Here is a 12,869-nt window from a genome sequence, read left to right on the forward strand (position 1 = left end):
TGTTCACAGGATGACAATAATGGAACACGTTAGCATTAAAACATTATATCATCTCCTGTGCTGTATGCTGCTCTTTATTTCCGCTATGTGCGCTTTGGCGCAAGAACATGAGCCTATCGGGGCGCAAGATGAGCGCCTGTCGACATTAATTCACCAACGGATGCAGGAGGCCAAGGTCCCAGCCCTTTCCGTAAGTGTGACCATTAAGGGGGTACGTCAGCGATTTGTCTACGGTGTTGCCGATGTGGCTAGTCAGAAAGCGAATACTCTGGACACAGTTTACGAGCTGGGATCGATGAGTAAGGCGTTTACCGGACTTGTGGTGCAAATACTGATTCAGGAAGGCAGACTCCGGCAAGGGGATGATATCATTACCTATCTGCCGGAAATGCGCTTGAATTATCAGGGAAAACCTGCTTCCCTGACCGTGGCTGATTTCCTTTATCATACATCAGGATTGCCTTTTTCAACACTGGCTCGGCTGGAAAACCCTATGCCTGGGAGCGCTGTGGCACAGCAACTGCGCAACGAGAATCTGCTGTTTGCGCCGGGTGCGAAGTTTAGCTATGCCTCCGCCAATTATGATGTGTTGGGCGCGGTGATTGAAAATGTGACGGGAAAAACCTTTACAGAGGTCATTGCGGAACGACTCACGCAGCCGCTGGGCATGTCGGCGACTGTGGCAGTTAAGGGGGATGAGATTATTGTCAACAAGGCAAGCGGCTATAAACTGGGATTCGGCAAACCCGTTCTGTTTCATGCGCCTCTGGCCCGGAACCATGTTCCTGCCGCCTATATCCATAGCACTCTGCCTGATATGGAAATATGGATAGACGCCTGGTTGCACAGAAAGGCTTTGCCGGCAACGCTGCGTGAGGCGATGAGTAACAGTTGGCGTGGTAATAGTGATGTTCCGCTTGCCGCAGACAATCGTATCCTCTATGCCAGCGGTTGGTTTATCGACCAGAATCAAGGCCCTTACATCAGTCACGGTGGGCAGAATCCAAACTTTTCTTCTTGCATTGCGTTGCGACCGGATCAGCAGATTGGCATTGTTGCGCTGGCAAATATGAATTCGAATCTGATACTACAGCTTTGCGCGGATATCGATAATTATCTGCGCATTGGCAAATATGCTGACGGCGCTGGTGATGCAATTACAGCCACCGATACCCTTTTCGTCTACCTCACGTTGTTGCTGTGTTTTTGGGGGGCGGTGGTTGTAGTGCGCGGTGCTTTCCGTGTTTATCGCGCAACGGCGCATGGCCCTGGAAAACAGCAGAGGTTACGTTTACGCGTACGTGACTATATCATCGCCTTGGCGGTTCCTGGGCTCGTGGCCGCCATGCTCTATGTCGCACCGGGTATACTATCTCCAGGACTTGACTGGCGTTTTATCTTGGTATGGGGTCCATCGAGCGTGTTGGCGATACCGTTCGGAATTATCCTGTTAGCTTTCGTTCTGACATTAAATCATCAAATTAAACGAATTCTATTACACAACAAGGAGTGGGACGATGAGTAATATCAGTTTGTATTGTTTGCCATATTCAGGTGGTTCTGCCGCCATGTATTATAAATGGCGTAGCGTGCTGTCGGACAATATTACTTTGCGGCCTTTAGAACCTGCGGGGAGGGGAACTAGAATACGCCAGCCGCTGTGTCTTACGATGGTGGATGCCGTCGCTGACCTTTATCAACAATTTGTGAAACACTACACAGGTGGAGACTACGCCATTTTTGGGCATAGTCTCGGAGGGATCATGGCCTTCGAACTGGTGCATTATATTCTCGATCATGGACATGACATGCCATGCGCGCTGTTTTTTTCCGGCTGTCGCCCACCCGATCGGGCCTCTCATGAAGTAATACTGCATACCTTGCCCGATCAGGCGTTTATGGAAGAGATCGTCAAGCTGGGCGGAACTCCGGTTGATGTCTTTCGTAATAAAGAGTTAATGACAATTTTCACCCCCATCATTAAAAACGATTATCGGCTCTATGAGCAGTATGTATTTCAGGCCAAGGCGCGCACATTAACCTGTCCGATCGTGCTATTTCATGGCGATGCTGACAATCTGGTAATGCAGGATGAATTACTTGCATGGGAAAAATTCACCACACGAAAGACGCGGACTATTATATTTCCTGCTGCCGATCATTTTTTTGTCGATAAGCATTTTGAACAGGTGGTAGGTTATGTGAACCAGACGATTGAATCACTCGAAATAGTAGGGTAGAAATAGTTGTGTAACTATACAAGGAGCAATAGATATGGCTGTTCCATCATCAAAAGAAGAGTTAATTAGAGCTATTAATAGTAATTTTTCTTTATTAAATAAGAAGCTAGAATCTATTACGCCCCAACTCGCCTTTGAACCTCTATTGGAAGGGCACGCGAAGGGGACTACGATTAGCGTAGCGAATCTGGTTTCCTATCTGATTGGCTGGGGAGAGCTGGTGTTACACTGGCATGACCAAGAGGCAAAAGGAAAAACTATTATTTTTCCTGAGGAAGGATTTAAATGGAATGAATTGGGGCGTTTAGCACAGAAATTCTACCGTGACTATGAGGATATTACAGAGTACGAAGTTTTATTGGCACGGTTAAAGGAAAATAAGCAGCAACTCGTGGCTTTGATTGAACGATTCAGTAACGACGAGCTTTACGGTAAACCTTGGTATAATAAATGGACCCGAGGTCGTATGATTCAATTTAATACCGCCTCGCCTTATAAAAATGCTTCGGGGAGGTTAAATAAACTGCAGAAATGTCTTGCAGAATAGCGGGGTGCTTACCGTTTGCCTCCCCACTGATGATTTTTCCGGGCAGCGATGAGTGTGGACTGGCGGCACTATCACCCGCTGCTCCGGAACATATTCTGGTTAATGATACGGATAAAATGTGTAAGACAATAAGTCTACTTAACATAAGCACATGCGAACGCATGTGTATTAAGAACCAATCTTCATAATAAGGTGATTTTTTTTCGACAAGGGTGCTCAAATCGGGATGATTTTTCGTATCCTGACGCAGGAGGATCAAATTCTGATGTCGGATATTGCTGCACTGTATTTCACTCCGAGCTTCGCTGGGAAAATCTATTGCCGCGAGGCCTTTCCTCTGATTTGGTACGAGCCAGGATGGAGGGTAATGTGCTGGGATTAAGATGGTGTTTGATGATACAGTGTCTCCCTGCAAGGCAACGGGGAGTCCTGCAAAACGCGTTAAAGTCGCTCTTTTTGCCTGCGCCGGGTTCCCCTACAGCTATTTGTGCCGGCCGGTGCAGATAAAGACGAATGATATCCAGCAATTTCAAAGGAGCAAGTGCATGAATGATACCGTCCATATGGCCCGAAGTTCAGCACGCAGAGTTCTAACATGCGATCATAGGGAATTTTGGTAGAGGGAAGCTAAAGAAACTGTTTTGGTGAGTCGCTTTATTGCCATTCGCATGAGTGGACGAATAAAGCGATGATGAATATCGCCAACATTGGATTTCTTTCTTCGGATTGCATCGTTATACCCGAAGTCCCCGTGGTGAAAAAAACGTCCCCGGTGGCACATCTTCCCTTATGAAATTTAGATGTGTTATGCCGACTTGATATTTATAGTTCTGTTCGGTCGACTTTTCAGGCAACATATCGTGTACTCGATTTGCCAACCATCTCTGTATATGTCCAATGACTTAATGTAGCCATTTGTTGTTTCCACATTATTCAAACTTCATGTGCCGCTCAGCGAGTACAGCACCGTTGTTGAAATCCGCTAACAACCATATGGTTTGACCTTTATATAATCGCATTATCATCATTGTATTACTGGAGGTCATCATTTTACTGAATTTTCATTCAGTTTATGTCGGTCTAAGACTCACTTGTTGTCGCAAATGCCACTCCTGAGTGCAGCGGGGGGGAGATCAGATGACGACTACATCCAGATTCTACAACTTGTTCTGCGTTGATATTTAGCCGCTAATCATAATGTTCCTAACTTACGGTAATAAAGATCTGTTTAGTTGGCTATGGTCTCCGTCAGTTTCTGGACAGCCAACTTTAACAGGTTTTGCTTCGACCGCTGGCGGTTGCTTGCTCCAGTTCATCAATGGTGCGGAAAAGAAACATTTCGCGGTTCCTCGTGTCGAACGGCACCGGAACGTTGTTCCTCATTACCGTTTTGATGGAGTCAAACAGCCGGATTAACGATGTTTTGGTTTTGTCATCCGGCATGACATACATCGCGTAGTGCCAGTGTCCGGCATCGCTGGCCGCCAGATGACTGTTAATGATGTTGATATAGCGTGCGCGGGTTTTCATTGAGCGCTCCGTTTCGACGGCGACGATTGCGCCGCTATCTAACGTGATAATCCCGTCAGGGCGATGGCGAACACCAGGATAACGCGCCATAAACTCCCCCCGATCACCATTAAGCCAGCCTTGCCCGCCTTTCTCTTCCAGTGCAATTCTGACCCTCTGATTTAGTAGACGATGTTCCAGAGTCCAGTATTTGAGTTTGCCGGGTTCAAAGTATCCAGGGAAAACAGCATCGTCAGGCATGACCACCATTGCTAACCCCTGCATAGTTATCCCCCAAATCGTTATTTTTTGTTTTACCCCAGGCATTTCGTGTTTGATGATGAAGCCAGCTTTAATTGCTCTATTTAGTACCTTATATAATGGGCTGTGAGAATTTTTGCTAAAGCCGAGAACACGTCTTAGTGTGTTAAAATCAGAATAAGTTTCTTCTTTCAGAAAATTTAGAAGGGAGAGCATTTTGTCAGCAGAGGCTTTTTTTCTCTCTGATACGTTATGTATAAGCATATCAATCCTTACAAATTAATAGATGGCTTATTTTGTTCATTGATTTCGGTTTGTGGTTGTTCAGATTGAGGATTTTCAAATGACAGCAATTCAATATGTTTCTTTTTAACCAGAATAGGGGACATCTTTGTTGCCTTCGCCAGTTCTTTTGTTGTAAATACAAAGCCGACCTTTTCAGGGAGATTTAAAAACATATTACTGTCAACGTAGTAACTTTCTGCCTGTCTTATCATACGGTCTGTATCCATTTTTTCCGTTAATGATAAATCAGTCCTTACTTTCCTCATTTCATCATCGACCAGGATTGAACCTGTCATTTTTGCCGCCCATTCTGCTGTTTCTGGATTTTGAATTTTATAAATCAATTTGAATTTGGCGTTTTCAATGATGGCTCCAATAACTGCATCACCATTTAAATCAGACGGACAGTCACGCAGATCGTCTATCGCCTGAAAAGCCATGAATATATGCACGCCTTTATCTCGTGCCGTTCCAAGCCCCTCAAGGGCGGGGCGGGATAGATGATATTTCAATTCGTCGAGAAAAATAGCAACAGTACGCGGGGTGCTGTTTATTCTGTCCCTGGTCTCTGCTATTTGTATCAGGCGGGTCAGAATCATCCTTTGTGCGGATATTATTTTTTGATTTCGTGTTGAACCAATAATGTAGCAACAACCACCTTCATCAAAAACCTCCTTTAATGAAAATCCATTTGTGGCATTAATTGAGTTAACTAAAGCAACTTCTTCCAGCTCACCAAAAAATGCGGGAGCAGCTTGACGTAATGACTGAACAAAATCAGTGTTAAATAAATCATAAAGTGTCATTCCTTTTTCATAAATTGCTGATGTATTTCTGGCTGCGCGGCGGTCAGAGATTCGATAAAAATCTGAAGCTTCCCCTTTTTTAGCCAGACTAAAGCCAGCGTTAAATAGTTCCTCCAGTTGTTCATGAGAGATATCAGCCAGTAAATCAAGCTGAAAATTTGGCTTGTTCAAATTTATAAGTGTAAATTTCTTGCCCGCTTTTTTACATGCTTCCCTGAGTACATGTGGTGCCCATTCATCATCTTTTGGATCTTCTACAAAAACAGCCTCGCCTGCAAGAATTGCCTGATAAAGTAGAATGGCTGCAGTGACACTTTTCCCTGAACCAGTTGTGCCGATAATTGCTGCGTGTTGGGTCTTGAATTCTTTTATGGTTATGTATTGCGGCTGGTCATTTTTGTTTAAGCCAATGAAAGCACCTTTCTTTAAATCAATGTAATCGAGTGGGTTGTATTCTATGCTCTCGGGCAACAGCTCTTTTACTTTACGTACATCCGTTCTGGTATTTCTCTCCAGCTTGGTTTTCTTAATCATTCGATGTTTCAGGTTGTCAATTTCTCCCGCCAGAAGTCGTCGGGCTGCAATATGAAAGAATAATCCTGCTGTCGTAAATGTGACTGTCATGATCCATAGTGGAATTCTGAACAGTATGTTGTTGTCGAGTAATTTAAAAAAGTAGCTCAGCCCCTGAATAGTTAGCGGTGATATGGTACCGAATATAAAAAAGAAAATAGACACACACGCCACCGATTTTAACCAGAACGGAGCGTTCTTTCTTTCCTCTCGGGGAAGGTTGACTATAAACGGTAATGTAAGACCTGCGAACAGGGATAATATGACAGGGCTGTTTTGCAGCCATAACAGGAAAAAGGAAAAGGCGTCAGCAAAAGCATTCAGCCTTTGCATAAGATGTGATCCCATATTTGCTAACTCCATTAAAAATCGTAGTGATGGGGTCAAGTCATGGAGTCATCGCATGGAGTCGCAGCTTGACTCCATGCGATGACTCCATCAAATGACTCCATAAAACAGAAAAAGACAGTGATCGCCAGTGGCGATCAAGCCCGTTATCCCTGCTTTCAGAAAACAGCCGACCAGTGGTCGTCTGTCCTCTGAAACGCCCGAATAACGGGCAACGGCGTGTGTCATTACGTTCGGGCTGGACGCCCTCACTGCATGGCACATGGGGGTAATGTCCCGGCTGGACGCCGGACCAAAACCCCCAGGGTCAAAGGCGGCACACCGTCGCGCGCTACGCGCGACCAACCCCTTTAAGACGCGCGTTTAGCCTATTTTTTCTTCGCAAGCTCGAAAAAATGGGAACGCTGCTTTAAAGGGGTTGGTCGCGCCTAATCGGCATATTCCCCGCTGGGGCGGGAAATATAGCCTGGCTGCGACGGTGTGCGGGGCAAGCCCCCCACAAAAACCGGCACGTGGGCGTGCCTTTTTGCTCGCTGGGGCGGCAAAATTTTTGCGGCTCCCCCCGGCCCGCTTCAATTCGCTGGGGCGAATGTTCGCGGGTGGACGTGGAGCCTGAAAATTAGCAATTTCTCCGAAATTGAATTTTCTGTCCACGTTCCACTTCATTATTTTTCGTCTTAACAATTTCTTCGAAATTGAAGCCAAAAATAATGAAGCCTTAAAACCCCGTCGCCTGTTAGCCTGTGTGTTGTACAATACATTTTTTGTTCTGTGTGATTACATCTGTTCGCGGTATATTTCAGCTCTGCATTCCATTTCCGCTTCCAGCACCTCACTCCAGGTTGTATCATCAATTTTTGTGCCTTTACTTTCTGCATACCTCATTAATTTGTTTGCGTCAGCTTCATTAAGTTCTGAAAGATGAGCGCGCAAAAGGCCGATTAATCTGCTTGCGTATATTTCGTAATACAGCCCGCAACCTCTGTGGGCTTCTTTTGATAACGTGTCATATACCAGGGCTACCGATATTCTGTCCTGATTGCGGGAGTATATATTTCGGATGAATAAGTCTTCTTTTGGCATGTCGCACCTTTTACAGTAAACAGGATGTTATACGGATTATTACTATCCTCTGACCTTACCGTACCTGGACAGTATTTTATTTACGGCCTCCGGATCTGCGTCGGGACATTCACCAAGGAACGCTTTTCTCGCCTTCAAAGTATGGTTGGGTAAGAAACCATGTTTATTCTTTTTGACTATTTTAAAAAAAGCCTTTTCTGCAGAACGGCATTCACGCCCGCCACTATTACCCGTAGCTTTTCCGTACATACAAAGAACAACTTCGCACGGGTCAGCGGCAAAGGAATAAACTGGGGTTCCTGCTGCCAGACATAGTGCGGCCACCGCGATAACGGTTTTTTCATGGTAAATCCTTATCAGATTGTGTTTTAAACAGATTAGCGAGAGAAATAAATGGTGGTTTCCCTGCACGTCAGGCAATTAAAAACAGGCTGGTATTCAATGACGCCTTTTGCGCCATTCTGGCGAAGCCAGTTTCTGGCATTAAAGAAATCAGTACCGGATTGTGCAGAGACGACAATTCGTGTTGAGTGGGCGGCAGCGTAAAATACTGCTGGCGTCCATGTTGTGTCGTGGAAACTATGTGTGCTGACTGATAATGTCCATTTACCGTTAACTGTCGGGGACGGGACTGTAACGTTATTGTCACGCCATTGCGGTAAACGGGTGTTTAATGGCTCAGCGGCTTTATCCCACGCTACAGGAACGGGAGGCGGCGGCGATGAACATCCGGTAATTATTGCCGCCAGGATGATGACTGTCATTTTATTTGTCATGCTTTCATCTCCTCAAAATATTGATTGCGATGGGCCGGGCGGAAATAAATGTCATTCATACGGCGGACATCTCCGTCCAAATCAATGCTCACTATCACGTCCAGACTGTCCAGAACCTTACGCAACATAAATGTATAGGGGAGCTGGGCGCACTGTGGGTTCTCGTAGCAACGGGTAATAAATCCATCTATTGCTTCTTTTGCTGACCCGGCATGAATGGAGGTCATGCTTCCTTCATGGCCGGAACCTGTAATTTTGAGAAAATCCCAGGCTTCCGCGCCGCGAACTTCTGTCAACAGAATGCGGTCAGGGTTCATGCGGTAATTCCAGCGTAAAAGGCTCGCCGGAGTAACGACAGACCCTTTTTCATCGGATGACTCAGAAGGATAAAACAGGTGAACGTAGTTCCTGTGTTTAAAAAATATTATCTCCGGATTGTCTTCTATCGTCGTTATGCGTAAATGGACAGGGATATACTGTATCAACATTTTCATGAATGTTGTTTTCCCTGAACCAGTTTCACCTGCGACGGCTAATGTTTTTCCATACTCCACGCATTTCTCCATAAACAGAGGAATATTTCTGGCGTTGTACAATGCAATTAATTCTTCGTCGTGTGTCTCCGTCTTCTCGTCGTTTGTTACCCGGTTATAAAATCCCGCATCGATATATCCCTGGTGCGGGATTTGTATCTTCGAGGGCTTACGGATGGTGACAGACACCGTATCGCGCTCACAGGCCGGAGGAACAATAACCTGGCACCGTTCGCCAGATTCCAGCGTGGCTGACAGTCCCGGCTTAATATCTTCGATATTGTCGCCGTGGTGCTTTGCCAGGCACCGGGCAAAGTTGTAGCAATCCTCATAGCTCAAAGGAACGGCATGCTGTTCCCACATGCCGTTGATTTTGGTATACAGCTCACCTGGACGGTTGACGGCGATTTCCGTCAGGCCGGGAAGCTCCAGAAAGTCGCCAAAGAAACGCTGTTTATAGCGGTCGAGGGAGATATTTTTAGCGGTCATCTTTTACCTCTTTCATCCGGGAAAAGACTTCATCAACAGAAAGAATGAAGAGAGAACTGACTGCTACCAGCCAGGCAAGCTGGAGTAAGCCAGACACACTTTTTCCTAACATGATCGCTTCACGGTCAGTTAAAGGGCGCAGGTGATACCAGATTTGATTGATGGCCATCCACGCCGAGGGCGGTGCAAACAGCAGAAAAAGAAAACCCGCGATAAGTAATGCAAGTGGTGCATCACGCAGGCTCTGGCCGACAATACGTGCAATGTACATAACCAGAATGGCTATGCGTTTCTTGTTTGCTCTCGTCATAACGTATTCCTTTATTGTTTGATTTTCAGTGTGTAAATGTTTGAAAAATCAATATCCTCGCCTGTGATCAGGTTGATGATCTCGCCCTGATTCTTATAGAGCGTTGGGGGAATATTGATGCTGTTCTCCAGCGTGGTACGCGCCATATCTGCCATAGCCTGGCGGCTGTTTTCCGTATAGTCCGTATTGCGGTCTTTTTTACCCGCACTGTTGGATGCCCATGCGCCAATATCGGGGATCATGCCGACCATTAACGCGCCGCCGAACCGTTCCCAGAAGTGCGAATCAATCCAGCCATCAACGCCAGCCTCGCCCAGATCGCCAGCCGCGCTGGTATCAACCAACGGGATATCGAGATAAGGCGGCTGGCGGGTGCGTAGCTTCGTCGCAATGATGAATGCCCGCCCTTGCCCGTGCTTCATACCTTCTTCCGCTATGGCGCGGTAAAGTAATGATGCCGTGGTGCCTTTCTCTATCAGCTTCGTGTTGCCGCTGGCGCTCCAGATGTCAGTAGTGACCGTGCAGCGAAGTTTCCCCGCCCGGTCAGATACAAAGCGGCGATCCAGTGAGCAGGGGATCGAGGTATTTTCCGGGATGTACAGGTCAGGGTTATAGGGTATGCGGCGCACTGGTGCGGGGCTTTGTCCCGGCGGCGGTGCGGCGGTATTTGTGGCCGCGCTGCTGTCCTGTTGTCCGGTGGTCGTTGCCGATGTCAGCGTCATTTCCTGCTGCCGGGTTTTTACCGGGTTCTGTGTGGTGGCCGAACCATCACGGCGAATAAGGAAGCTGGCTTTGTTGAGTTCTGGCGGGGCGGCCGGAGCCACCTGCCCTGTTCCCCCCGTGCTGCTCTGGCCGTTATCCTGTTGCTCTGGCTCTTCTTCGGCTGTATCGGTGGACATACCGAGATCGTTACGCTGCCGGTAATCGGTTTTGTTCGTCTGCGGGGCTGTGTCCTGTTTCTTTTCTTCCGTAGGCTGCCACAGGATATTGCGATAAACCCAGTTACCACCCCATGCCAGGAAGATAAGCGTGACCGCGACAATGGCAAGAAAGGCGGTTGCTTTGCCCCGTTTGCGCTTTTTCAGCTTGTTAACGGCGGGTTGTACCGGGTCTTTCTCTTCGTCGTCCTGCGCATTGAGAAGCTCGGCCTCCCTTTTAGCGCGGGCTTCCCGCTCAAGCGTGGCAATATCATCCTCAGCGTGTGCCGGGAATGCCTGCGCTTCATCCGGCACAGGCATTTTGTTTTCGTCGTTCATATGCACGTTTCCTTTTATAAAAATATAAAAATATTTTTATAGGTTAATTGGATTCCGGTTTTTCCACTCTTTCCACCTGCCGGGATACGGTGGAACCATCGGCGGCGTGTACCTTGCCAAATCCGCTATTTTCCAGACCCACAACGGCATTACCGGAACGCAGTACTAGGCGTGGCGTCACCTCCTGAATCACCAGTACGGTGAAATCGCCTTTCTTCTGGATACTGCTGTTAACCACATGCTCTTTGCCGTTCAGCTCTTTGGTGACGGAAGGAATGGACTTAGACGGGGAGAAGCCCACGAACGTAAAGCGGCCATCGTCGTAAGCAAAATCGGGAACAATGTTGAAACTGCCTTTGCCCGGATATTTGGTGTAACTCCAGTTGCGGGGCGTCTGCGCCGAGTTCAGCGCTTTCTGGACGCTGGCCTGTTGCTGTTTCTGCTCCCACTCGCGCTGTCTGGCCGTCGCCTCCCGGCTCGCTTTGTCCCGTTCTTCGCCCGGATAGCGATAGCTCACCTGGAAAGCGGGTTGTTGTGCCGATTTATCATCGATGACGTTCAGCTCGACGTTGTACAGGCGCTTACTGGTGACAACCAGCATATTGGTATGCCAGTCCCGGCTGTTCGGGGGGATCACGACCTGCGTTGTGTTGCCATCTTCTCCGGGCGCTCCCTGCGTGAGCGCGACCGGGCGAACGTTGACCCGGTTTGCATCCGGCGTGGCTTCCCACGCCTCATCAAAGCCAGGTTTGGCGCTTATGACCGCCTCATCGTTATCAAAGACTAGCGTTGTCATAAAGCCGGGTTTGGTGTTAACGACAGTGACGTTCTGCGGGTTATAGATAACCTGCTGCACGCGGGAGTCATAGCGGCTTGCCTGCGGTATGGCCGCAGCCCATGCCGCGCCGCACATCATCAGTGCCAGTGCGGTAAACGTTAACTTTTTCATCATTCACCTCCCCGGATTTCGCGGTCGGTCTGCCAACTGGTGACGGTAAAGCCGAAGTAGTTGATCTCGCGTTCCGCATCGCTCATTTCCTTGTCAGGGTTAGAATGGAACGTGAACCGGGCATCCCAATATTCGTTGCGGGTGCTGTTATCAGCCAGACGGCGGATAATCTTCTTGTAGCGGATGGTGGCGACCCTATCAGGGGCTGTCGCATCGGTGATCTGGTTGGACAAGATCTCCACTTTCACGGTGTGCGCCCCGTTCTTATAAACCTTGTCTGGGGCGTTTTTTCCGGCGTAAAGCGCCAGATAGTCATCGTTTACCTGGGGAGCGTTGTAGACTTGTACCGTCTCGTAGTCGTCCTGCAAAGAGGGATAGACATACCGCTCACGCACTTTGACGTAGTTTGCGGCCATCGCCTTTTGATAGGCTTCTGTTGCGGTCAGGCTGGTTTTCGATGTCCGGGTAACGTGTTCCACCCGTCCTGTGTGGTTATCCAAGGTATACAGCTCAACGTCCGTCTGTTTCAGCGGCAACATCACGACCACGGCGACGAGCGCCAGTACCGCAATCAGCAGACCCATACCGCCAACAACAAAACCGGCTTTTGTGGCGCGTTTATCCCGCTCAATCATTTGCTGCTCAAAAGTGCGGGATTCAGCTATTAATTTCTGTTCACTCATGACTGTTTAACTCCGCCATAATTTGAGGGGTGTTTACGGGTTCTCCCTTACCGCTAAAGGCAGAGGGAGGCGTGTTCTGGGCGCAGCCAGAAAGCGCGCACAGCAAAGCCAGCGCAATCAAGCGTTTCATCAATGATTTCCTCAACTAAATTAGATATATGAAAATATAATTATATTTTCATATGATGATATTTCGGGGGGATGGACGGGAGACGTCTGGC

The 12,869-nt window shown here is 47.8% G+C and carries 14 protein-coding genes; 3 read left to right on the forward strand and 11 right to left on the reverse strand.

Annotated features, from left to right (window positions below; genetic code table 11):
- Window positions 1-10: 10 nt before the first annotated feature.
- From clbP to clbS, 3 genes are read left to right on the forward strand one after another with little or no spacing between them, the layout of a single operon-like run.
- The gene (clbP, locus tag CKO_RS03820; RefSeq protein WP_002430641.1) at window positions 11-1,525 is read left to right on the forward strand and encodes a precolibactin peptidase ClbP; all 1,515 of its coding nucleotides are present in this window, start codon (window positions 11-13) and stop codon (window positions 1,523-1,525) included.
- On the forward strand, window positions 1,518-2,240 hold the full coding sequence (gene clbQ, locus CKO_RS03825) for a colibactin biosynthesis thioesterase ClbQ (protein WP_000065646.1): 723 nt from the start codon (window positions 1,518-1,520) through the stop codon (window positions 2,238-2,240). Before clbP ends, clbQ begins: the two co-directional genes overlap by 8 nt.
- Window positions 2,241-2,274: 34 nt before the next feature.
- Window positions 2,275-2,787, forward strand: coding sequence for a colibactin self-protection protein ClbS (gene clbS, locus CKO_RS03830; RefSeq protein ID WP_004175305.1), 513 nt, complete (start codon window positions 2,275-2,277; stop codon window positions 2,785-2,787).
- A gap of 1,269 nt (window positions 2,788-4,056) precedes the next feature.
- Here clbS and mobC read toward each other — a convergent pair.
- The 11 genes from mobC to CKO_RS23500 form a co-directional block, all read right to left on the reverse strand.
- Window positions 4,057-4,821, reverse strand: a complete 765-nt coding sequence (gene mobC / locus CKO_RS03835) for a MobC family replication-relaxation protein (RefSeq protein ID WP_004175307.1) — start codon at window positions 4,819-4,821, stop codon at window positions 4,057-4,059.
- Window positions 4,822-4,829: 8 nt separating this feature from the next.
- A complete protein-coding gene (locus CKO_RS03840) occupies window positions 4,830-6,569 on the reverse strand; it encodes a type IV secretory system conjugative DNA transfer family protein (protein WP_004175309.1) in 1,740 nt (579 codons plus the stop codon).
- Between the two features lie 777 nt (window positions 6,570-7,346).
- Window positions 7,347-7,652 (reverse strand): hypothetical protein, encoded by a 306-nt coding sequence (locus CKO_RS03845; protein ID WP_012131835.1) that lies wholly within the window; start codon window positions 7,650-7,652, stop codon window positions 7,347-7,349.
- Between the two features lie 42 nt (window positions 7,653-7,694).
- A complete protein-coding gene (locus CKO_RS22185; RefSeq protein WP_080516669.1) occupies window positions 7,695-8,003 on the reverse strand; it encodes a TrbM/KikA/MpfK family conjugal transfer protein in 309 nt (102 codons plus the stop codon).
- 26 nt (window positions 8,004-8,029) lie between these two features.
- Window positions 8,030-8,428, reverse strand: a complete 399-nt coding sequence (locus tag CKO_RS22190) for a cag pathogenicity island Cag12 family protein (protein WP_012131837.1) — start codon at window positions 8,426-8,428, stop codon at window positions 8,030-8,032.
- Window positions 8,425-9,450 carry a P-type DNA transfer ATPase VirB11 gene (virB11, locus tag CKO_RS03850; RefSeq protein ID WP_004175311.1) on the reverse strand — a complete coding sequence of 342 codons (1,026 nt, stop codon included), beginning with the start codon at window positions 9,448-9,450 and terminating at the stop codon, window positions 8,425-8,427. Before virB11 ends, CKO_RS22190 begins: the two co-directional genes overlap by 4 nt.
- Window positions 9,440-9,760: a hypothetical protein gene (locus tag CKO_RS03855; protein WP_004175313.1), complete on the reverse strand. Its 321-nt coding sequence runs from the start codon at window positions 9,758-9,760 to the stop codon at window positions 9,440-9,442. The genes virB11 and CKO_RS03855 overlap by 11 nt, the downstream gene beginning before the upstream one ends.
- A gap of 11 nt (window positions 9,761-9,771) precedes the next feature.
- A complete protein-coding gene (virB10, locus tag CKO_RS03860) occupies window positions 9,772-11,016 on the reverse strand; it encodes a VirB10/TraB/TrbI family type IV secretion system protein (RefSeq protein ID WP_012131839.1) in 1,245 nt (414 codons plus the stop codon).
- A gap of 43 nt (window positions 11,017-11,059) precedes the next feature.
- Window positions 11,060-11,968, reverse strand: coding sequence for a P-type conjugative transfer protein VirB9 (gene virB9 / locus CKO_RS03865; protein WP_000976328.1), 909 nt, complete (start codon window positions 11,966-11,968; stop codon window positions 11,060-11,062).
- A complete protein-coding gene (locus CKO_RS03870; RefSeq protein WP_000003229.1) occupies window positions 11,965-12,648 on the reverse strand; it encodes a VirB8 family type IV secretion system protein in 684 nt (227 codons plus the stop codon). Before CKO_RS03870 ends, virB9 begins: the two co-directional genes overlap by 4 nt.
- On the reverse strand, window positions 12,641-12,778 hold the full coding sequence (locus CKO_RS23500) for a hypothetical protein (RefSeq protein ID WP_000825479.1): 138 nt from the start codon (window positions 12,776-12,778) through the stop codon (window positions 12,641-12,643). Before CKO_RS23500 ends, CKO_RS03870 begins: the two co-directional genes overlap by 8 nt.
- Window positions 12,779-12,869 lie beyond the last annotated feature (91 nt).

It is taken from the genome of Citrobacter koseri ATCC BAA-895 (assembly GCF_000018045.1).
GTDB classification, from domain to species: Bacteria; Pseudomonadota; Gammaproteobacteria; order Enterobacterales; family Enterobacteriaceae; genus Citrobacter_B; species Citrobacter_B koseri.